Source organism: Actinomadura bangladeshensis (genome assembly GCF_004348335.1).
Taxonomy (GTDB): Bacteria; Actinomycetota; Actinomycetes; order Streptosporangiales; family Streptosporangiaceae; genus Spirillospora; species Spirillospora bangladeshensis.
The window spans coordinates 1-20702 of record NZ_SMJW01000148.1; the positions used below are offsets into that span (position 1 = coordinate 1).

Sequence of the window (20702 nt, forward strand, 5' to 3'; positions counted from 1 at the left end):
CGCCCCCGGCCCCCGTCCAGCACCGCCGCGAAGACCTGCTGCCCGCTCCCTAGCGGGAAAAGCAGGCTCCGCGATCACCCGCCGGGCGATCGCGGAGCCTGCCGCATTCCGGGGTCAAAGGGCGACGAACGTCAGGCCGCGCTTCTTCATCTTCGGGATGACGTCCCGCAGGGCCTTGATGGTCTGGGAGCGGTCGCCGCCGCCGTCGTGGCAGAGGATGATGTTGTTCTCCTTGCCCTTCAGCATCGCGCGGCGGATGCGGCCCACGCCGGGACGCGCCCAGTCGCGGGGGTCGACGGCCCAGTCGATGGGGAGCATGTCGTGCTCGGCGACCAGCTCCAGGACCGTCTTCGACCACGCGCCGCCGGGGGAGCGGAAGAACTGCGGGACGACGCCGGTGACGTCCGCGATCCGGTCGTGCGCCTCGACGATCTCCTTGCGGACCCGCTTCTTCGGCAGGTGCGCGATGGCGATCGGGTGCGTCTCGGTGTGGTTGCAGATCTGGTGGCCGGCGTCGGCGATGCGGCGGGTGAGCTTCGGGTACTCCTTCACCTGCTCGCCGATGATGAAGAACGTCGCGTGGACCTCGTGCTCGGCCAGCAGGTCGAGCATCCTCGGCGTCCAGACGGGGCTCGGGCCGTCGTCGATGGTCAGCGCGACCGAGTTCGGCGGCGCCGGCGGGGCCAGCTGCGACAGCTCCCGGACGGGCTTGTCGAGCGCGATCAGCTTCCCGGGCGTCCAGGACGCGGCCCGCGGGGTGGGCGTCGGCGTCGGGGTCGGCGTCGGATGGATCACCGGCCTCGCGCGGGGCGTCGCCGCGGGCGCGGCCACCGCGGAGGAGCCCCCCGAGGGACGCGCGGCGTCCGCGCCGAGTGCGGTGATCCCGGCGGCCGCGCCGAGTAGCCAGAGCGCTTTGCGGCGGGATGTCCCACCTGACTCCTCAACCTCCACAAGTCCCACGCTATCGAGGTTTTAACCGGGTAGGAGGGCCGTATGGGATCTCAATCGGGCCTTTTGGGCGGCGGGTGAGCGCGGCCCCGGCGGCGGGCCCGCTGCTGGCCCTCGTGCTCGGCTCGCTCGCGGTGGTGGCCGCGGTGCTCGCGCGGCTCGGCGTGCTGCTCGGCGGCGCCGACCCGGTCGAGGCGGGCGCGGTGCAGCTGCTCGTCCTCATCGGGCTGCTCGCTATCGAGTCGGCCGCGGTACTGATCACACTGGAGCTGGTGGCGCGGGGCCGCATCGACCGGGCCGGGTCGTACAGGAGGCTGTGAATGGACGAGAAGGCGCTGGACGCGCTCGACGGTGAAGTACTCGACTGGCGGTTCAAGGCGATCCCCGCCTCCGCGCACGGGATGACGGTCGGCGAGGCGCGCGAGGCCAGGCTGCCGCTGGACGATTTCGGGACACCGCTGCTGACCCTGGACGCGGGCGCGCTCGACCACAACATCGCGGCGATGGCGGAATGGACGCGGGACGCCGGCCTGCGGCTCGCCCCGCACGGCAAGACGACGATGGCCCCGGCGCTGTGGCGGCGCCAGCTAGACGCGGGCGCGTGCGGCATCACGGTCGCGAATTTGCCGCAGCTCCGGGTGGCGCGCGCGTTCGGCGTGCGGCGCGTCATGTACGCGAACACGCTGCTCGACCCGGCCGGCCTGGCGTGGCTGTCCGGCGAACTGGACATCCACCTGCATTTCGAGTTCGTCTCCTGGGTCGACTCGGTGCGCTCGGTGGAGCTGATGGACGAGGCGCTGCGCCTGGCCCGCAGCCAGCGGCCGGTGGACGTGTGCGTCGAGCTGGGCGGGCCGAACGGGCGCACGGGCGTCCGGGACGACGGCGACGCGCGGGAGGTCGCCGCCGCCGTGCGCAAGACCCGCAGGCTCCGGCTCGTCGGGATCGCCGGGTACGAGGGCGCTCACGCGCACGACGCGTCCGAGCGGGGCCGCGGCTCCGTGGACGCCTACCTGCGCCGGCTCGCGAACCTGTACCGGGGGCTTGAGTACGAGGTGGACGAGCCGGTCGTGACGGTCGGCGGGAGCGCGTTCTTCGACCAGGTCGCGGACGTCCTCGGCGATCTCGGCGGGAACGTCGTGCTGCGGTCGGGCGCGTACATCGTCCACGACGACGGCTTCTACCGGGGCATCTCGCCGTTCACGCGCGGCACCGGTGGCGATGCCCCGCTCCGCTCGGCGATGCACGCATGGGGACGGGTCGTGTCCCGTCCGGAACCCGCCCTCGCACTGCTGGACGTGGGCAAACGCGACGTCCCGTTCGACGAGGGCCTGCCGGAGCCGCAGCTCGTCCGGGGAAAGGGCCCGCTGGAGGGCGGGCGCATCACCGCGCTCAACGACCAGCACGCGTTCCTCAGGGACTCGTCCGCCGACGTCGGCGACGTGGTCAGGCTCGGCCTCTCCCACCCGTGCACGGCGCTCGACAAATGGACGATGATCCCGGTCGTGGACGACGCCGGCGCCGACCGTCCCGTCGTCGTCGACTACGTCCGGACGTGGTTCTAGCACCGCCGCAATTCCGTTCACTCCGACCACTCGTGTTCGCCGAGGTGTTACGGTTTCCTCTGCATTCGGGGGCCGGACGTCCCCGCCGGGACAGGCGGGGCGGCCGAGCGATCACGGCCCGGCGCAGTCGGCGTGCGGTGAGCGTTCCATCCAGGCAGTGCGCCACGGGGGCCGATCTGCACTGGACGACGTCCACGGCACGGCGCTGACCCCGTCGCCGGGTCCGATCGCCGAGACCGGAGCACTGGTCGAGGACCCCGACCACCGGAATCCGCGCGGCCCCGCGGGATCCACCGGTCAGGGGAGCAGCCCGGCGCGGCGGGCGGCGGTCACCGCCTCCAGGCGGGTGTGGCTGTCCAGCTTGCGCATCGCCGAGCGCAGGTAGCTCTTCACCGTCTCCGGCAGCAGGCCGAGGCGTTCGGCGGCCTCCGCGTTCGTGCACCCGATCGCCACGTACGACAGGACGTCCAGCTCGCGCGGCGACAGCATCGCCGGGTGCGGCGCGGCACCGCCCGCTCCGGGCGATCCCGCCGATCCGTCCGATTCGTCCAGCCCGGCGGCGGCGAGGCGCAGCGACGCCCGGCGGAGGCGGTCGCGGGTCGGCAGGTCGTCGACCTGCTCGGCGAGCGCCCGCAGTTCCGCGTGGACCGCCCGGACCTCCTCCCAGCGCGCGGCCGAGGTGTCCGGCGGCAACTGCGCGAGGGCCTCGTCCGCGCGGTCGTGGACGGCGAGGTCCTGTTCGAGGTCGCGCGCCACCTGGACGGCCGCGCCCACGACCCGGTCGGCGAGACCGAGAGGCTCCCTGAGCGCGCCGTAGATGACGCCGCGCACCCGCCGGCGGACGACGATCGGGACGGCGAGGATCGACAGCAGCCCCTCGCGCCCGACCGGCTTGTCGTAGTCGTGGCTGATCGCCGCCGAGCACGGGTAGTTGCTCACCCACGCGGGACGTCCCATGGCCATGGCCTTGCCGCCGAGCCCGTTGCCCTGCCGCACGACCAGACCGTTCAGCGAGTCGGTCGTGTTGCCGACGAGTTCGGTGATGCGGAGCCGGTCCTGGCCGCTCAGCGCGCCGCCGAACACCATGGGCAGGCCGGTCGTGCGGTGCAGCGTCAGCACCGCCGCCCGGACGGCTCCCACATCGTCGCCCATGCTCAGAGCATGCCTTGCACGGGCCCGTCCACGAAAGGTCACACGCTCAGAATCTCCGGCCCCTCAGCGATCACGCGTGCTCGGTCGCGGCGGCGTCGTCGAGGCCGAGGATGTCCACCGCCTCGGCGCGCATCTGCACCTTCCGGATCTTTCCGGTGACCGTCATCGGGAACTCGTCCACGACGTGCACGTAGCGCGGGACCTTGTAGTGGGCGAGCTTGCCCTCGCAGAACGCGCGCAGCTCCTCGGCGGTCAGGCCCGGCACGCCCTCGCGCAGCCGCACCCACGCCATCAGCTCCTCGCCGTACTTCTCGTCGGGGACGCCGATGACCTGCGCGTCCACGATGTCGGGGTGGGTGTAGAGGAACTCCTCGATCTCGCGCGGGTAGATGTTCTCGCCGCCCCGGATCACCATGTCCTTGATGCGGCCGGTGATGTTGACGTAGCCCTCGTCGTCCATCACGGCGAGGTCGCCGGTGTGCATCCAGCGCGCGGCGTCGATGGCCTCGGCCGTCTTGTCCGGCTCCTCCCAGTAGCCGAGCATCACCGAGTAGCCGCGCGTGCAGAACTCGCCGGGCGTGCCGCGCGGGACGGTCACGCCGGTCTCCGGGTCGATGATCTTGATCTCCAGGTGCGGCAGCACGGTCCCGACCGTGGACACGCGCCGGTCGAGCGAGTCGCCCGCCCGGGTCTGCGTCGACACGGGCGACGTCTCCGTCATGCCGTAGCAGATCGCGACCTCGCTCATCCCGAGCCGGTCGATGACCTGCTTCATCACCTCGACCGGGCACGGCGAACCGGCCATGATGCCGGTGCGGAGGCAGGACAGGTCGAGGCCGTCCAGCGACGGCTCGTTCAGGACGGCGATGAACATCGTCGGCACCCCGTACAGCGACGTGCAGCGCTCCGCCGCGACCGCGTCGAGGGTCGCCTTGGGGTCGAACGCCGGCGCCGGGATCACGACGCACGCGCCGTGGCTGGTCGCCGCGAGGTTCCCCATCACCATGCCGAAGCAGTGATAGAACGGCACGGGCACGCACACGCGGTCTTCCTCGTCGTAGCCGCACAGTTCGCCGACGAAGTAGCCGTTGTTCAGGATGTTGTGGTGCGACAGCGTCGCACCCTTGGGGAACCCCGTCGTCCCGGACGTGTACTGGATGTTGATGGGGTCGTCGGCGGTCAGCGTCAGGGCGATGTCGTTGAGCACGGCCGGATCGGCGATGCGGCCCGCCTCCATGAGCCCGTCCCAGTCGGACGTCCCGATGAGGATGACGTCGCGCAGGGCGGGGCACTTGGGCTTGACCTCGTCCACCATCGCCGCGTAGTCGGACGTCTTGAACGCGGACGCCGACACCAGTGTCCGGATGCCCGCCTGGTTGAGGACGAACTCCAGTTCATGCACCCGGTAGGCCGGGTTGATGTTGACCAGGATCGCGCCCAGCTTCGCCGTCGCGTACTGGACGAGCATCCACTCGGCGCAGTTCGGCGACCAGATGCCGACACGGTCGCCCTTGACGACGCCGAGGTCGCGCAGGCCGAGCGCGACCGCCTCCACATCGTCGGCGAACTGCTCGTACGTCCAGCGCCGTCCGGACGTCCGGTCGACGAGCGCGTCCCGCTCCGGGAAGGCGGTCACGGTCTTGTCGAGGTTCGCGCCGATGGTGTCGCCGAGCAGCGGTGTACTGGAGACGCCCGAGGCGTAGGAGAGGGTCATCGGTGGTCCTCCTCACGGAACTCGCCGGGCGGGCGGTCGTCGGCGCCGGGATGCTTGTCGATCTCGCTGGTCCGCAGCTCGACCCGGCGGATCTTGCCGGAGATCGTCTTCGGCAGCTCGGCGAACTCCAGCAGCCGGATCCGCTTGTACGGCGACAGCTGCGCCCGGCTGTGCGCGAAGATCGCCTGCGCGGTCTCGGCGGTCGGCTGCCAGCCGCTCGCGAGCGTCACGTACGCCTTCGGGACGGCCGCCCGGACCGGGTCCGGCGACGGGACGACCGCGGCCTCCGCGACCGCCTCGTGCTCGATCAGCACGCTCTCCAGCTCGAACGGCGAGATCTTGTAGTCGGACGCCTTGAACACGTCGTCGGCGCGGCCGACGTAGGTGATGTACCCGTCCTCGTCGCGGGAGCCGATGTCGCCGGTGTGGTAGAAGCCGCCGGCCATCGCCTCCTCGGTGCGCGCCTCGTCGCCGTGGTAGCCGGTCATCAGCCCGAGCGGGCGGTCCTCCAGGTCGAGGCAGATCTCGCCCTCGGTGCCCGGCTCCCCGGTCACCGGGTCGATCAGCGTGACCTGGTAGCCGGGCAGCGGACGTCCCATCGACCCCGGCTTGACCGGCTGGCCGGGCGTGTTGGCGATCTGGGCGGTCGTCTCGGTCTGCCCGAAGCCGTCCCGGATCGTGCGGCCCCAGGCGTCCTTCACCCGTTCGATGACCTCGGGGTTCAGCGGCTCACCGGCCGCGACGACCTCGCGCGGCGGCGTGGCGAGCCGGCCGAGGTCGGCCTGGATCAGCATCCGCCACACGGTCGGCGGCGCGCAGAAGCTGCTCACCCCGCACCGCTCCAGCGTGTCGAGGAGCCGGTCGGCGTCGAACCGCGTGTAGTTGAAGATGAACACGCAGGCCTCGGCGTCCCACGGCGCGAAGATGTTGCTCCACGCGTGCTTCGCCCAGCCCGGCGACGAGATGTTCAGGTGGACGTCCCCGGGCCGCAGCCCGATCCAGTACATCGTTGACAGGTGGCCCGCCGGGTAGGACGCGTGCGTGTGCTCAACGAGCTTCGGCTGCGCCGTCGTCCCGGACGTGAAGTAGAGCAGCAGCGTGTCCCGCGACATGGTCAGCCCGTACGGGGTGAACGTCTCGGCCTCCTCGTAGGCCTCCCCGTAGTTCACCCACCCCTCGACGGGCTCGCCCACGGCGATCTTGGTGTAGTCGCCCTCGACCCCGTCGAACTTCCCGGTGTCGGACGAGGTGACCACCACGTGCCGCGCCTTGCCCCGGGTGATCCGGTCCTGCAGGTCGGCGGTGCCGAGCAGCGGCGTGCACGGGATCATGACCGCGCCGATCTTCATCGTCGCGAGCACGGTCTCCCACAGCTCGACCTGGTTGCCGAGCATGAGGATCACCCGGTCGCCGCGCCGCACGCCCGCCCGGCGCAGCATGTTCGCGACCTGGTTCGACCGCCGGGCGAGCTGCGCGAACGAGTACTTCGCCTCCGCGCCGTCCTCCTCGACGATCCACAGCGCGGGCGAGTCGTTGCCCTCGGCGATCTTGTCGAACCAGTCCAGCGCCCAGTTGAAGCCGGTCAGCACCGGCCAGCGGAACTTCTCGTACGCGGTCGCGTAGTCGTCGCGATGCGCGAGCAGGAAGTCGCGCGCCGCGCGGAACTCGACTGCGGGCATGGGTCTCTCCTCGTCGCCGCACGGACACCCGGTCACAAGGATCGTTGGCCATCCGAGTGACCTGCGCCACCCCCGAACGGGGGTAGTCGTGGTCGTCCTACCCGCCTCTGAACGCGAAGGGTTCTACTTTCCTCTCGGGAAAGTATGTGCTACTTTCCTGAGAGGAAAGTCAGGGGAGGTGCGCATGGACCCGGACGGCGCTCGCCGCTCACTCGACACGATGCGGCGCATGCAGGACCGGACGCGCGAGGAGTACCTCCGCCAGAGCTTCGCGCGCCCCGGCGTGCTGCTCATCGGGCTGGGGCTGTTCATCGTGTGCGCGTCGTTCGACCTGCCCGGACGGTGGGACACCCTCGCCGTGGCCGTCGGCGACGCCCTGATACTGGGCGTGATCGCGATCTGCTACGCCCGTGCGTCCGTCCACCGGAAGCCCAGCGGCGCCGAGCTGGTGATCGTACTCGCGGCCTCCGCCTATCTCATCGCGGGTTTCGTCGCCCTCCAGGTCGTGGCCAGGCTCGTCGGGCTCCCCGCGCCGTACACGATCGCGGCCGCGGTGACCGCTCTGACGTTCGTCGCGCTCACTCGTCCAATGCGCCGGGTGTACGCGAAGATCCTCCGGTAGCGCCCGTGGACGCCTACTTCGATGAGTTCCTGCACGTCCCGGCGCGACTGTCGATCATGGCGCTGCTGGCGCCCGCCGACTGGGTCGACTTCGCCTTCGTCCGCGACACCGTCGAGACGAGCGACTCGGCCCTGTCCAAGCAGATCTCGGCCCTCGCGGACATCGGCTACGTCGCCGTCCGGAAGGGACGGGACGCCGGCGTCCGGCGGACCCGGGTCCGGCTCACTCCCCAGGGCCGCGAGGCGTTCCGGCGCCATGCCGCCGCCCTTGAGCAGATCGTCGCCGCGGCCCGCGCCCGGCCCCCCGAGGCGGCGACGGCTACGGAACCCGAAAGCCCCGGAACGCCACGCGCTTCCGGATCTTGAAACCGAGCCGTTCATAGAGCGCCATCGCCACCAGGGCGCCGTTCTCGCGGGCCCCGGCGTAGGTGCCGAGTGCACGGGTGCAACGGTCCGGACACAGTGGGCTTCGCAGCGGTAAGCCCCCCGGCCATAGGATGGTCGGAGGGCTCGGGCCGTTCGGTCAGCGCTTGAGGGAGCGCAGCAGTTCGCGGGTTTCGGCGCGGCGGTCATAGGCGATGGCCGCGAAGACGACGGCGAAGGCGGCGGGCAGGGCGCTCCATGCGGGCTCGATCACGAGGATCTGGGTGAGGACGGCGCCGGCCATCAGGCCGATCAGCGCGGTCGCGGCCAGCCCGGCGAGGCGGGGGATGACCAGGGCGATGGCGCCGGTGACTTCGATGACGCCGGTGACGTAGCGGAACCACTGTCCCCAGCCGATCAGTTCGAAGGTCTCGACGGCGTCGGCCTGGCCGACGAGCTTGGGGAGTCCGGAGGCGATGAGCAGGAAGGCGGCGAGCAGGATCTGCGCGCCCCACAGCACCTTGCGGCGGGTGCCGTGGCCGGCGTGGGTGGTGGAGGGGGCGGCGTGAGCGGTCTGGGCGGTCATGGCGGTGGTCCTTCCGGGCGGTGCGTCTCATCGGCCTTTCACTGACGCGTCGCCCGGCCCGCCGCCGAATCGACATCCCTCCGGATTTTTCTTCAAGATTTTTTCGTGGCCGCGTCACCCCAGGGGAGAGGGGGTGACGTCTGCCCGGTGCCGTTGGGCGGCGTCCCGCCACGGGGTGCCTCCGAGGGTCAGGCGGGTGCCGGTGAACGCGGCGCGTAGGCGGCGGTCGTGCGTCACGATCACGAGGGCACCCCGGTACGAGGCCAGCGCCTCCTCCAGTTGCTCCACGAGCATCGGCGCCAGGTGGTTGGTCGGTTCGTCGAGCAGCAGCAGGTCGGCGGGCTCGCTCACCAGCCGGGCCAGGTCGATCCGGCGCCGCTGCCCGTAGGAGAGTTCGCCCACGCGCAGGCTCAGGTCGGACGGCCGGAACAGCCCCAGCGCGAGCAGTGCGTCCGCGTGGTCGTCCAGGCTTCCCGGCCGCCCGTGCGCGTATGCGTGCAGGACCGTCCGGTGCGGTGCGCGGGCGGCGTCCGGCTCGTCTTGGCGGAAGAAGCCGACCCGGCCCGTCCGGCGCACGTCGCCTTCGTCCGGGCGCAGGTCACCGGCGAGCACCCGCATCAGCGTCGTCTTGCCCGCTCCGTTCGGGCCGGTGATCAGCAGCCGTTCGCCGGTGCGGATGGTCAGGGCGTCCAGCCGGAGCCTTCCCTCGACCACCACGCCATTGAGCGCGGCCACCTCTGTCCCGGGGGCGGTCTCGGTGGCGAGGGCGGCGGTGAAGCGCAGCGGCTCGGGCGGTGGCGGCGCCGGATGGTCGGTGAGCCACCGCAGCCGCTGCCGGGACTGCCGGATGCGTCCGGCCGCCCCGTGCGTCCGCGAGCGCGCCCGCCACGTTCCCGTGCCCATCCCCGCCTTGGGTGTCTTGCGTGGGATGTCGGCGAGTCGTCCCGCGTTGGCCGCCACCAGCGCGGCATGCCGGTTCTGTTCCGCCTTCCACTCCTCGTGGGCCCGCGCCTGGGCGGCACGCTCGGCGGCCTTGGCCGCGAGGTATCCGCCGTACCCGTCGCCATAGCGGCGCACCCGCCCGTCGCCGACTTCGAGGACGGCGGTGGTCACCCGCTCCAGGAACGTCCGGTCGTGGGTGATCGCGACGACCGTGCCCCGGTGGGCGCGCAGGCGCTGTTCGAGCCAGGCCACGGACGGGTCGTCCAGGTCGTTCGTCGGTTCGTCGAGCAGCAGGAGTTCCGGGGCGGACGCCAGTGTGGCAGCCAGGGCGAGCCGGGAGCGTTCGCCGCCGGACAGCGTGCCCAGCGGCCGGTCCCGGTCGAGGCCCGGAAGGCCGAGCCCGTGCAGGGCGATGTCCACGCGGGCGTCGGCCTCGTAGCCGTCCCGCGCCTCGAACTCCGTGAGCAGCGCCGCGTAGGCGTCCAGGTCCGCGGGGGTGTCGCCGAGTGATCGCTCGGCCGCGCGGATGCGGGTTTCGAGTTCGCGGAGGCCGGCCAGCGCGAGGTCGACGGCGTCGGCCACCGTCGCGTGCGGCGGGAGAGCGAGCGCCTGCGGGAGGTAACCGACGCCGCCGGGCGCGGCCACCGCGAGGTCGCCGTTGTCCGGCCGCTCGGCGTGCGCCATCAGCTTGAGCAGCGTCGACTTGCCCGATCCGTTGTCGCCGATCACCCCGACCCGTTCGCCGGGTCGCACGGTGAACGACACGCGATCCAGCACGACGCGGTCGCCGTACCGCTTCGTGACGTCGGTGAACGCCAGTTGGGCCACAGTGCGCAAAGAGCCTTCTTTCTTCTCAGGTAGGGGCCAGGGGGTGCGGGTCAGCCCGGGGCCTTGCGGGAGAGGTGCTCCCAGGCGCGGTACTCCGCCGCGCGGTACTCGTCCATCTGCTGGACCATGTCGTAGGACGCGCTGCCGACGATCAGCCGCAGCGGCGGGTCCGGCAGGTCGACCAGCTCGGTGATCACCGGGGCCGCCGTGGCCGGGTCGGGGCCTGCGTCCTCGCCCCACATCTCCGCCAGCCGCGCGCGCAGCTCCTCGTACTCGGGGAGCGGGTCGGTCGTCGTGGTGCCGCGGGTGAACAGGTCCGTGCCGTAACCGCCCGGCTGGACGATCGTCACCTTGATCCCGAACGGGGCCACCTCCATCGCGAGGGCCTGGCTCAGCGAGTCGAGCGCCGATTTGCTCGCCGCGTAGAACCCGGCGGACGCCACCCCGCCGCCCGTCCCCATCGTCGTGACCTGCAGGATGCGGCCCGATCCCTGGGCCCGCAGGTGCGGGACGGCGGCCTGCGCCACCCAGACCGCCCCGAAGAAGTTGACGTCGAACTGGGCGCGGATCTGCTCCTCGCTCGCCTCCTCGACCATGCCGAGCAGCATCGCGCCGGCGTTGTTGACCACGATGTCGAGCCGGCCGAACGCCGCCGCGGCCTCGTCCACCGCCTTCTGGACGGCGGTTCGATCGGTCACGTCCAGCGTCAGCCGTACGAGGCGGTCCGGGTGGGCGCCGGCCAGATCGGCGAGGGGTGCGAGGTCGCGGGCGGCGGCGATGACGCGCTCGCCGGCGCCGAGCGCCGCCTCCGTGGACGCCCTGCCCAGGCCCCTCGACGCGCCGGTGATGAACCAGACTCGGCCGGTTGTCATAGAGCCTCCCCGCTTACACATGAGACGAGACGGTCCGTCTCGTTGAATCAGAGTGTGCGGCAAGCGGTGCGATCCTGTCAAGACGGACCGTCTCGTCTCGTGTTAGGCTCCCGACGTGTCACAGCCCAGAAAGCCGGACCCCGCACGGCGCAGTGAGCGGTCGCGGCAGGCCGTGCTGGCCGCCGCGCGCGAGCTCGTCTCAGAGCTCGGATACGCCAAGGTGTCGATCGAGGCCATCGCGGCCCGCGCCGGTGTGGGCAAGCAGACGATCTACCGCTGGTGGCCCTCCAAGGGCGCGGTCATCTTCGATTCGTTCCTGGCGCTCAGCGAGGCCGAGGACGAGGACGGCGTCCGGCTGCCCGACACCGGCGACATCGAGGCCGACCTCAAGACCGTGATGCGGGCCACCGTCGCCGAGTTCGCCGACCCCGCCTTCGAGGCGCCCATCAGGGCGCTCAACATGGAGATCATCGCCGATCCCGCACTCGCGGAGTCCTACCGCGAGAAGCTGGCGGGCCCGGTCGACGAGGCCAAGAAGGACCGGCTGCGCAGCGCCCAGCGGGCCGGCCAACTCGCCGCCGACGCCGACCTGGACCTGGTGCTCGAAGTCCTCTACGCCCCGCTCTACCAGCGCTGGCTGCACCGATCCGGCCCGCTGACCCCGCAGTACGCCGACGCCCTCGTGGAAACCACCCTCCGCGCCTTCGCCCCCTGAGGTCCCCGTAGGCGGCGGCAGCCCGACGTCCGCTACTCGGACGGGATGTAGGGCGGAGCCACGCCCCAGTCCCAGTGGGGCAGGGGCGCTTCCAGGGGCGGCTTCGCGTCGGGCTGGGAGTTGGCCAGGGCTATGCGCGTGCCCCACTCGATGTAGGACGCGAAGGCGGCGCGGAACTCGGGGTCGTCGGGAAGGCCGACCTCGTCCGCGGCGTCCATCAGGAGGGAGACCCAGCGGCGGCGCTGCGCCTCGGTGATCCCGCGGCGCAGGTGCTGGCGGACCATGTGGTGGTAGCCGCCGCGTTCCCCGCTGTAGCGCTCAGGCCCGCGGAAGACCTCGCCCAGCCAGATCGCGACCCATTTGGGGTGGTCCGCGGCCATGTGCTCGAACAGCGGGAAGAGCAGTTCGTCCTTGAGGACGTTCGTGTAGAAGACCTCGGTGAGGCGCTCGAACGCCTCGCCGCCGCCCGCCCACTCGTACATCGTCGGGACGGACGAGCCGGCGCCGCGCACGGGCGTCCGCTCGTAGTGCCGCATCTCCTCGATCTGCCGCACATAGGGCTTGATCTCGGCGAAGAAGGCGGGGAAGTGCTCGCCGCCGCGGAACCCCTGCATGTGGTCATCGGCGGACGTCCAGCCGATCCGCAGGATGTAGGAGGAGGGCTCCTCGACGCAGCGGGAGAGCTCGTAGTCCACGCACTCCGGCGCGGTGGCGAGCGGACGGACGCCGCGGGACGGGGCCCGTGTCTCAGTGGGACGGCTGTACGCGCAGGTGGCGTGTTTCGAGGGCCACGAAGGCGGCGAGCACGACGACGGCGGCGGATTCCAGGGCCAGCGCCGCCACGACGGCGGAGCGGTAGCCGCCTTCCTGGAAGCCGAACAGCGTGCCCGTCTCGCTGATCATCAGCGCGATGATGGTGGCCGCCGCGTACGCGATCCCCACGAGCGCCACGAGCGCGTGCGCGGCCCGTCCGGCGACCGGCACCGACCGGATCACCGGAAGCGAACCGAGCGGCAGCGCCAGGAGCAGCCCGAGCACCACGCCCCCGATGAAGTTGAGCAGGAACAGGACGCCGATGGTCGGGATGACCCGGTAATCGTCGGCGGCATACTCGTACAGATGGACGGCGCCGACGCCGAACAGGAGCAGGACGCCCAGGTAGCGCACTAGGTCACGCATTGCGATCACCCATGGCGGGCCTACTTGGTGACCGCGCTGCCGGACGGCGACAGCACGTACCACTTGGCGCCGAACTGGTCGAGACCCTGCCCTCCGGTGCTGCCGCTGGAAGTGCCGTCGGGCGCGTAGTAGTACAGCGGGTGCCCGGCATAGCTGACCTCGGTGGTGCCGTCGCTCCGCTTGGTGGTGCTCAGCTTCGAGGCGTCCGCGCCCGAACCGGGTTGGGGTTTCACGCTGGTCGTGACCGGCGGCCAGACCGCCGCGCACGACCCGGAGCAGGACGACTGGTTCCCCTTGTCCTTCTCGAAGAGGTAGACCGTCCGGCCCGCGCCGTCGACCAGGATCGGGCCGAGGTTCCCCACGCTCGCCGTCTTGATCGTCTGGCCGGACGTGCCGCCGGTGGGCGCCGCCGAGGTCGGCGACGATCCGCCGCCGTAGCCGGACGACCCGGATCCGCCCGATCCTCCGCCGCCGCACCCGGCCACCGCCGCCAGGGCCGCCCCGGCCGCTCCCGTCATGATCAACAGCTGCCGCATCCGGAACATGCGCACCCTCCCGTGGCCCTGTCGGCGGTCGCCCGCGACTCCTTCTGCGGCGCCGCCTACCCGCCGGCCCGCCGCGCGAACTGCCCCCGTCCCGGCTGTGACCCGTTCTTTCCCATACCTGGAGAGATCCCAGTGCCTGTAGAGATCCCCGTACCCGCGTGAGCCGGCCTTCTGCCCGTGCGGGGCGGTCTCCCGTGGGCCCGGGTCAGCGCAGCTGCCGCGAGGCGAGGGCCACGAAATCGGCCAGCTCCGACCGCACCAGCGAACCCCGGTGCTGGAGGTCGGCCTCGTCCGAGGCGTGGTGGACATCCGAAGTGATCTCCAGGAGGTTGCCCGCCGCACCGATCAGCGGCGCGTCGCCCGCGAGCAGCTGGACCGTGAAGAAGGCGTGCCACGCCGCCGCCCTCTTCTGATGGGCCACGGCACGTGCGTCCTGGAGCTCCCGGTCGCCGCCCTGCCCGTGCCGCGCCTCCCAGCGCGCGAATTCGGCGTGGCGGTAGTCCATGATCGCCTTCGCGAACTCCCCGTAGGCCGACAGCCGTTCCTCGCGAAGGCGCGCCGATTGCGCGAACTGCTCCGCCCGCGCCGACATTCTCTTTTGCAGGAGGTATGTGACCAGCGATCCGGAAAGCGTGCCCGCGATCGCGACGAGCGCGGTGAGGATTGACGTCACGGAATGCAGTAAAGCACGGGGGCGTTGACCTGCGGCGACAGGTACGCCGACCGGCCGGGGCGTGTGCTGACAGTTCAGCACGGACTGGGTTAGAGTGCGGTCACGAGATACAGGCCGTCAATGCGTAATTATGGTCGCCTCTATTTATGGATAACGGCGCCACTCAATGCGGGAGGACGCGGTGCGGACTATCGGGCGTCACCCGCAGATCACCAACGGTGATGTCCGGAGACTGGTCACCACCACGTTCGACCGATCCGGGCACGAGCTCGGGCAGGACCCGATCGTCCGGCTGCTGCCCGGCGGATACGCCGGGGCGATGGTGGCGCTGGTCTGGTCGGAGCACCTCGACCCGATCGTGCTGAAGGCGGGTGACCCGGCGCAGATGCGCGCCGAGCACGAGAACCGGTTCCGGTATGCGGGCGAGGACCGCTGGCTCGCCGAGCATGGCCTGGACGACATCTACGGGCCGGTCGAGGTCGAGCTGGACGACAGGCCCGCGGAGTGGGCGGTCATCGTCTACCGCTACATCGGCGGCAAGTCCTTCGAGGAGCTCGAGAACTTCAGCGATTTCGAAAAACTCGTCCGGACCTACCTCTGGGGCGAGGACCGCGACAAGTCCCCGTCGGAGGCGACCCTCCGCGAGTGCTTCCGCACCATCGCCGAGACGCTGGCCGGAGGCCCGGCCGCCGCCGACCACGCCCCGGCGGGGCCGCTGGTGAAGTACCTGCCGGAGCTGCGCTGGGACACCGGCATCCTCGCGGCCATCAACACCGCCCGCTCCTTCTGCCCGGATCTGCCGGAGCTCACCGGCTTCCGGCAGTGGTGGGAGGAGCGCATCGCCGCCATCCGGGTCGCGCCGGTCCACGACGACCGGCTCCTGCACGGGGACGTGCGGTTCGCCAACGTCCTGGTCGACCAGGTGCACTCCGAGGTGCATCTGATCGACTTCGGAAACGGGCGCCAGGGCCACGTCTTCCAGGACTTCGCCCGCTTCGAGATCGACCTGGTCTTCCGCACCACCCCGCAGGCGGGCGGCGGCACCGAGCTCGACCGGTCGAAACTGCTGGCGAGCGTGGAGTACCTGCTGCGTGACGAACTGGTGCTCGGCGAGATCCCCGCGGACGGCAGCCGGGAGATCAAGTGCCTGAGCCTGTGGCGGCAGGTCATGCACCAGTCGTTCCCGCAGCTGGCGCGGCCCGGCGCGCTCATGATGTACCGCTGGTTCCTGCTGTGCGAATGCCTCAAGCGGCTGCGGTGGGTCGCCGGGATCGAGGCGGGCGACGAGGAACCCGACTCCGCCTCCCTCATCTACACGATCTGCGCGCTGCGCCGGTACCTGTCGGGCGCCACCCCGGCCGCCACCTGGATCTCCACGGCGCCGCAGGTCATGGCGGGCACCCTGCACTGCCGGGCGGTGTTCGTGCCGATCCGGGGCTCGGAGCGGCTGGTCAACAGGCAGCGCAACGACGCCAAGCGGGACGCCCTCAACGAGGCCGCCGCGCGGATGTCCACGGTGCGGCTGCTCGCCGAGACCGGGCAGTCCTACCTGTCTCCTCGGGGGACCTTCAACAGCGAGATCCGGGCCGTCCTCGCCACCGGGGCCGGCGTCCAGGTCGCGCTCGCCAATCCCCACGCCCCCGAGTACTTCGGGCTCTCCAAGAGCTACGAGAGCGGAGAGGGCGGCCCCTACGAGATCCATCCCGACCTGCAGCGCAAGTCCACGGAGAGCATCCAGGGATACCTGCACCTGCGGGAGGAGTTCGGCTCCCTCATCGAGGTGCGGTTCTGCCGTTTCGGGGTGGGCGCCACCATTCTCATCACCAACGACACGCTGTTCTACGAACCGTATTTCAGGACGCCGAGGATGCGGCGACAGCGCCTCCTGTTCGACTCGTTCGAGTTCCAGTTCTCGGGTTCGAACCTGCACAGCCGCAGCCTGCTGGAGGACACTTTCAACTTCCATTGGAAGAATTCCGACGGCGTCGAGGACGGCACCGAGCGCGCGGAGTCGTACGCCGCGCTCCGGAAGGCGTTCCTCGCGCTCTGGCGCGGGGGGTGAGACGGTGCGGGGCCCTTCACTGATCGCCGAACACGACACCTGGATCAGCATGGATCCCGTCGTGGGCTGCCCGGCGGACTGCGCCTACTGCTACCTCGGCCCGATGGGCCTGCGCGCGAAGAAGCCGACCGCCCGGGTGACGCCCGCCGAGCTGGCCCGCAGCCTGCGCGCCTACCTGCACGGGCAGCGCGCGGAGCTCATCGACCCGCGCGACGACCCGACCCCGTTATGCCTGGGCAACTACACCGACATGCTGATGACCAGGGACAACAGGCGATTCCTCGTCGATGCCGTGCGGGCGCTCGACGAGGCCGTGGCACCGCGCCCGCTCGTCCTCATCACTAAGGCGGCGGTCACCCCCGAGCTGGTCGCCGAGCTCGACGAGTCCGGCTGGCCCATCATCTGGTTCTTCACCCAGTCGTTCGCCCGCGACCGCGGAACGGACCTGGAGCGCGGCCGCATCGCCGACTTCGAGACGACGCTGCGGAACGCCGCGGCCGTGCGCGCGTCGCGCCATCAGCACGCGGTCCATTTCTGGCGCCCGTTCGTAGCGGAACTCGCGCCCGCGCAGGGCCCGGAACCGGTGATCCGGCGGCTGCGGGACTCCGGCATGCGCTGCTCGGTGGTGACCGGCATGCATGTCGGGCCGGGCGTCCCGATGGCCGATCCCCGGCTGCGCGCCCTGCTCCCGTCCGTCGCCGCTGCCGGCCCCGACCGGATCCAGGTCATCGACGCCGCCGGATGGCGGGAGGCCGCCGCGGCCGGGAGAAAAGCGGACTATCCCGTTTATCGCCACAGCTCATGTGCAATCGCACTAGTTCGGGCAAGGCAGGAGCAACTGGGTACATGGCGCACTGACTTGCTGTGGAATCGGTGCCTTCCCTGCTCGTGTCCGGACTCGCAACGGTCCACCTGCCGTGCGCTGGGGACTTCCGCGGGCAAAGGCGCGGAAGACGTCGCGGGCTTCGGGGAGAGATTGACCAAATTCCTCGGGATCGCCCCCGAACAAGTCTCCTGGGACGCGGCCAAGGGCTACCTTTACATTGAGGCGAACGTCTCGGAGTTCAGTTACAACACGATCTTGCATGCCTCCAGGGGTCGCTATGTCGTGTCGGCCCGGTCGGTGGCCTGGCAGCGAGCCTGGCGGAGCAGATGGCACGACAGGGCCCGCGCCGGGTCCCGCGGCCGTGAGGAGAGTGGTCGAGCGTGACGACGCACGGAGTGCGCATGGAGACTGGCCAGTTGTCCGTCGACCTCCGCCGGCGCATCGGCCGGCTGCGCCATATCACCGGCTTCGTCACCACCTACGGCCAGGAGGTCGACCCCCGCCTGTCGGTGTTCGCGCGCCTGTGGCACGTCAAGCGAGTGGTGTCCACCGCCGACCGGCTCAGCGGCCTCACCGAGTCGCTGGACGGCGCCAAGATCGAGCGGCTGGCCTGGCTGCACGATCTCAATCGGTGGCCGTTCGCGCACAACAGCGAGAAGGGGTTCTTCGACCAGGCGGCCAACGTGCGGGAGTACTTCCTGAGCCGGTCGCCGACCATCGGAACGCAGGACATAGACGATCTGGTGGGCATTCACCTGAAAGATCCCTCGGTCATCTCCGCGGAGGGCCGGATCGTGCTCTTCGCCGACTCGCTCACCGGGGTCATCGAGGACCCGCTGTTCACCGTCTGCGGCCTCAACGTCCACCCCCGGATCATTCCGCAGTCGGTGAGCGACATGCTGGGGTTCTCGTTACTGGCCGACCCCTGGTACGCCTCCTGCTTCCAGTTGGCGGAGGAATTCCATCGCGCCGAGAATCCCGATGTCGAGTTCTTTCAGAAGCAGTTCCACGAGTTGTTCGGCGCGCTGCTCAGCGAATTCATCGATGTGCACCGGATCGACAGCCTGGAGGAGGGCCAGGAAGACCTCTTCGCGATCGCCAGGACGGTGAAGGAGACCTTCATGCGCCCGGTCATCTTCCCATTGAACAATGAGAAGGTCTGCCACTCGTCCTGGCTGCGGCAGGAGGTCATGCCCTGGTACCTGGCGCACGTACCGGACGCCCGGCAGCGGCTCCTGGAGATCGACGAGGACGGCTTCGTCGAGTTGGTGACGCAGATCGGCGGATCCCCGTTCACTGCTCGCGAGTTCATCCCCGACCTGGGCTATGTGCGGCGCGAGGCACCTGAGATGGCGTTCATCGGGCCGGGCGAATCCCGCGGCCGCGCGCTCTAGCCGCCCACGCGGGGCTGCGGCCCATGCGCCGGTGTACGTGTGCCTGCGGGCGGTATCTGCGGGCAGTCCGTTCCTTGAGGCGCTTGCGGGGCGTCCGGCCGGGCGACCACTGATGCGGTCACCCGGCCGGACGGCTCGATGATCAGTCTTCGGTGGCGGAGGAGCGGCGGAGCCAGCCGACCGTGCCGCCGGCCAGGACGATGACCAGCACGATCAGCCCGATCCAGAGCCAGCCGGACGAGCTGGACGACTTCTCCGCGGACGTCGCGGAGGCCGCCGACGGAGCCGCGGCAGGAGCGGCGGGCTGCGCGGCCGCCGAGGAACCCGTCACGGTGAAGGTGTAGGTGCCCTCGACCGGGTGCCCGTCGGACGACACGACACGCCAGCCCACGGTGTACTCCCCGTTCGGGAGCGCGCCGTTGACCGCCTGGGTGACCTTGTTGTCGACCGCCTGGGCCGACCCGGACTGGTACTGCTTCTTCGACGCGTCCATCAGGACCACGCGCGGTAGCCGCACCGGGTCGGCGTAGGTGAGGACGATCTGGGACGGCGCCGAGACCGTCGCGTCCTTCGCCGGGTTCGCCGACGTCAGCGTGGTGTGCGCGGAGGCCGGGGCCGCCGTCAGGGCGAGGACCGTCCCGGCCGCCAGGGCGCCCGCCGCGATCCGCCGCATCATGCCCGGCTCCGCGCGCGGCTCAGGCCGTACCCGCCGACGCCGACGCCGACGCCGATCACGCCGGCGGCGATGCCGATGCCGCCGAGGAGGCGGGCCGTCCCGTCACTGGCAGACGCGGTGCTCTTGGCGGCGGGCTTCCGCTCGGCCGTCAGGCCGGCTGTGGGCGCGGCGTCCTTCGGGGTGAGCTGGAGCGTCGGCGCCGGGTGCTCCGGTTCGGCGGCGCCCTCGGCCTGCTCCTCCTCCCACTTGACGACCTCGCCGTTGGAGTACGTCTGGTCGGCCTTGAACGAGATCTGGTCGGTGTCGGTCGGGAGCGGGCCCATGGAGACGTCGAACTCCTGGAACTGGCCCGGCTCGATCTCGCCGCCCGACCAGGTGATCGTCGTGACGGCCTCGGTCAGCTCGCCGCCGTGCGACGTGATCGGCTTCGGCAGCTTGGACTTCTCGGCCTTCACCGTCCAGCCCGGGGTGGGGCGGACGGACACCGACGCCAGCGGATGGTCGACCGGCAGGTGCACCACGACCTTGGTGGTGGAGGCGTTGTCGCGCTCGTTCGGCACCCGGAACGACACCTTGGTGTAGGAGCCCTGCTCGGCGGTCCTCGGGTTGGCGGTGACGTGCGCGGACGCGGCCGTCGCCGCGCCGACCACGGCCAGGGCCGCGAGGGACGCGAGAGCGCCGGCGCGGCGGGCATGCGAGATGAAAGGCATGGGGAAATGTCCGTTCGAGTCGTACGGAAGAGAAGCCGGATGCGCCGCGGATCGGCGTCCGGTGACGTACGGCGCCCGACGCGGAGGCTCCGCCTCAGCAGAAGTGCGCGAGCGCCCTCGAACCCGCGGGGGGACCCCGCTCGACCACCTGGTGCCGCAGCACCCGGCCGAGGGCGGTGGCGGCGTCCGCCACCGGAGGCACCGGGACGGGACGCGGGGACGCGGCCGGCTCGATGGACAGCAGGGCCAGCAGCAGCCGGACGGGACGGTCGGCCGCGGCGGCGACCCGGCGGGCCATCGCCCAGGCGGCCCGCTCGCCGCGCCGCAGCCACCACGCGGCGACCAGCGCGGCCACGCAGTGCGCGAGCGTCATGACCAGTCCGTTGGGGTCGTGCGGGGCCGACGCCGCCATGGTGTCCGCGCCGGCCGACATGGCGGCGTGCATGGCGGACGTGTGCACGGCGGACGGGTCCATGGCGGCCGCGTGGTGCGCCGTCGCGGGCATCGGGGGCGGGGTGTGCGGCGCCGCCGCGGTGAACAGCGTGTGCAGCGCGAACTGCCCGCCGAGGAGCCCGCCCAGGATCGTGGCGAGGGACCGTTCGTGGCCCGCCAGCATCAGCGTCACGCCGAGGACCGCCCCGAACCCGCTCATCCC

Annotated in this window: 22 protein-coding genes and 1 pseudogene; 8 read left to right on the forward strand and 15 right to left on the reverse strand. The window is 71.0% G+C overall.

The features are described from left to right. Nucleotides 1-114 precede the first annotated feature (114 nt). On the reverse strand, nucleotides 115-951 hold the full coding sequence (locus E1284_RS25450; protein WP_131942660.1) for a polysaccharide deacetylase family protein: 837 nt from the start codon (nucleotides 949-951) through the stop codon (nucleotides 115-117). Between the two features lie 74 nt (nucleotides 952-1025). On the opposite strand from E1284_RS25450, the gene E1284_RS25455 reads away from it, so the two are divergent. Next, a complete protein-coding gene (locus E1284_RS25455) occupies nucleotides 1026-1268 on the forward strand; it encodes an ABC transporter permease (RefSeq protein WP_243714746.1) in 243 nt (80 codons plus the stop codon). After that, nucleotides 1269-2510: an alanine racemase gene (locus E1284_RS25460; protein ID WP_131942662.1), complete on the forward strand. Its 1242-nt coding sequence runs from the start codon at nucleotides 1269-1271 to the stop codon at nucleotides 2508-2510. A gap of 297 nt (nucleotides 2511-2807) precedes the next feature. On the opposite strand, the gene E1284_RS25465 is transcribed toward E1284_RS25460, so the two are convergent. From E1284_RS25465 to E1284_RS25475, 3 genes are all read right to left on the reverse strand, one after another. Continuing rightward, nucleotides 2808-3662: a helix-turn-helix transcriptional regulator gene (locus E1284_RS25465; protein WP_131942663.1), complete on the reverse strand. Its 855-nt coding sequence runs from the start codon at nucleotides 3660-3662 to the stop codon at nucleotides 2808-2810. A 70-nt stretch (nucleotides 3663-3732) separates the two neighbouring features. Further along, a complete protein-coding gene (locus tag E1284_RS25470; RefSeq protein ID WP_131942664.1) occupies nucleotides 3733-5376 on the reverse strand; it encodes an AMP-binding protein in 1644 nt (547 codons plus the stop codon). After that, nucleotides 5373-7055 carry an AMP-binding protein gene (locus E1284_RS25475; protein WP_131942665.1) on the reverse strand — a complete coding sequence of 561 codons (1683 nt, stop codon included), beginning with the start codon at nucleotides 7053-7055 and terminating at the stop codon, nucleotides 5373-5375. The genes E1284_RS25470 and E1284_RS25475 overlap by 4 nt, the downstream gene beginning before the upstream one ends. Nucleotides 7056-7239: 184 nt before the next feature. On the opposite strand from E1284_RS25475, the gene E1284_RS25480 reads away from it, so the two are divergent. Together E1284_RS25480 and E1284_RS25485 are read left to right on the forward strand one after the other, a co-directional pair. Further along, nucleotides 7240-7677 carry a hypothetical protein gene (locus tag E1284_RS25480; RefSeq protein WP_131942666.1) on the forward strand — a complete coding sequence of 146 codons (438 nt, stop codon included), beginning with the start codon at nucleotides 7240-7242 and terminating at the stop codon, nucleotides 7675-7677. A 5-nt stretch (nucleotides 7678-7682) separates the two neighbouring features. Beyond that, entirely contained in the window at nucleotides 7683-8042 is a 360-nt protein-coding gene (locus E1284_RS25485; RefSeq protein ID WP_131942667.1) for a winged helix-turn-helix domain-containing protein, read from the forward strand. A 157-nt stretch (nucleotides 8043-8199) separates the two neighbouring features. On the opposite strand, the gene E1284_RS25490 is transcribed toward E1284_RS25485, so the two are convergent. From E1284_RS25490 to E1284_RS25500, 3 genes are all read right to left on the reverse strand, one after another. Beyond that, complete coding sequence (locus tag E1284_RS25490; protein ID WP_131942668.1) at nucleotides 8200-8625, reverse strand: DoxX family protein; 426 nt, start codon at nucleotides 8623-8625, stop codon at nucleotides 8200-8202. Between the two features lie 114 nt (nucleotides 8626-8739). Next, entirely contained in the window at nucleotides 8740-10404 is a 1665-nt protein-coding gene (locus E1284_RS25495; protein WP_131942669.1) for a TlrC/CarA/OleB/SrmB family ABC-F type ribosomal protection protein, read from the reverse strand. A gap of 41 nt (nucleotides 10405-10445) precedes the next feature. Next, nucleotides 10446-11267, reverse strand: coding sequence for an SDR family NAD(P)-dependent oxidoreductase (locus tag E1284_RS25500; RefSeq protein ID WP_131942670.1), 822 nt, complete (start codon nucleotides 11265-11267; stop codon nucleotides 10446-10448). Between the two features lie 115 nt (nucleotides 11268-11382). Here E1284_RS25500 and E1284_RS25505 point away from each other — a divergent pair, with 115 nt between their 5' ends. Next, on the forward strand, nucleotides 11383-11982 hold the full coding sequence (locus tag E1284_RS25505) for a TetR/AcrR family transcriptional regulator (protein WP_131942671.1): 600 nt from the start codon (nucleotides 11383-11385) through the stop codon (nucleotides 11980-11982). A gap of 32 nt (nucleotides 11983-12014) precedes the next feature. Here E1284_RS25505 and E1284_RS25510 read toward each other — a convergent pair whose 3' ends face one another. The 5 genes and pseudogenes from E1284_RS25510 to E1284_RS25525 all read right to left on the reverse strand — a co-directional run bounded on the left by E1284_RS25510 (nucleotide 12015) and on the right by E1284_RS25525 (nucleotide 14379). Next, nucleotides 12015-12518 carry a group II truncated hemoglobin gene (locus E1284_RS25510; protein ID WP_341770419.1) on the reverse strand — a complete coding sequence of 168 codons (504 nt, stop codon included), beginning with the start codon at nucleotides 12516-12518 and terminating at the stop codon, nucleotides 12015-12017. A 45-nt stretch (nucleotides 12519-12563) separates the two neighbouring features. Further along, nucleotides 12564-12695: pseudogene (locus E1284_RS43850) on the reverse strand (antibiotic biosynthesis monooxygenase family protein); the annotation flags it as partial. Nucleotides 12696-12729: 34 nt separating this feature from the next. Next, nucleotides 12730-13161, reverse strand: a complete 432-nt coding sequence (locus E1284_RS25515; RefSeq protein ID WP_131942673.1) for a hypothetical protein — start codon at nucleotides 13159-13161, stop codon at nucleotides 12730-12732. Nucleotides 13162-13181: 20 nt separating this feature from the next. After that, complete coding sequence (locus tag E1284_RS25520; RefSeq protein WP_131942674.1) at nucleotides 13182-13697, reverse strand: COG4315 family predicted lipoprotein; 516 nt, start codon at nucleotides 13695-13697, stop codon at nucleotides 13182-13184. A 214-nt stretch (nucleotides 13698-13911) separates the two neighbouring features. Then, nucleotides 13912-14379: a hypothetical protein gene (locus E1284_RS25525; protein WP_131942675.1), complete on the reverse strand. Its 468-nt coding sequence runs from the start codon at nucleotides 14377-14379 to the stop codon at nucleotides 13912-13914. A gap of 181 nt (nucleotides 14380-14560) precedes the next feature. On the opposite strand from E1284_RS25525, the gene E1284_RS25530 reads away from it, so the two are divergent. The 3 genes from E1284_RS25530 to E1284_RS25540 are packed head-to-tail and all read left to right on the forward strand — an operon-like array spanning nucleotide 14561 to nucleotide 18661. Then, on the forward strand, nucleotides 14561-16441 hold the full coding sequence (locus E1284_RS25530; RefSeq protein ID WP_165965427.1) for a phosphotransferase family protein: 1881 nt from the start codon (nucleotides 14561-14563) through the stop codon (nucleotides 16439-16441). A gap of 49 nt (nucleotides 16442-16490) precedes the next feature. Continuing rightward, the gene (locus tag E1284_RS25535) at nucleotides 16491-17651 is read left to right on the forward strand and encodes a radical SAM family protein (RefSeq protein WP_131942677.1); all 1161 of its coding nucleotides are present in this window, start codon (nucleotides 16491-16493) and stop codon (nucleotides 17649-17651) included. A 17-nt stretch (nucleotides 17652-17668) separates the two neighbouring features. After that, on the forward strand, nucleotides 17669-18661 hold the full coding sequence (locus tag E1284_RS25540) for an HD domain-containing protein (RefSeq protein WP_131942678.1): 993 nt from the start codon (nucleotides 17669-17671) through the stop codon (nucleotides 18659-18661). Nucleotides 18662-18803: 142 nt separating this feature from the next. Here E1284_RS25540 and E1284_RS25545 read toward each other — a convergent pair whose 3' ends face one another. From E1284_RS25545 to E1284_RS41760, 3 genes are all read right to left on the reverse strand, one after another. Continuing rightward, on the reverse strand, nucleotides 18804-19337 hold the full coding sequence (locus E1284_RS25545) for a copper resistance CopC family protein (protein ID WP_243714747.1): 534 nt from the start codon (nucleotides 19335-19337) through the stop codon (nucleotides 18804-18806). Continuing rightward, the gene (locus tag E1284_RS25550; RefSeq protein ID WP_131942679.1) at nucleotides 19334-20047 is read right to left on the reverse strand and encodes a YcnI family copper-binding membrane protein; all 714 of its coding nucleotides are present in this window, start codon (nucleotides 20045-20047) and stop codon (nucleotides 19334-19336) included. The genes E1284_RS25545 and E1284_RS25550 overlap by 4 nt, the downstream gene beginning before the upstream one ends. A 94-nt stretch (nucleotides 20048-20141) precedes the next feature. Then, nucleotides 20142-20702, reverse strand: a 561-nt coding sequence (locus E1284_RS41760; RefSeq protein ID WP_165965428.1) for a hypothetical protein, incomplete at its 5' end; no start/stop codon positions are given.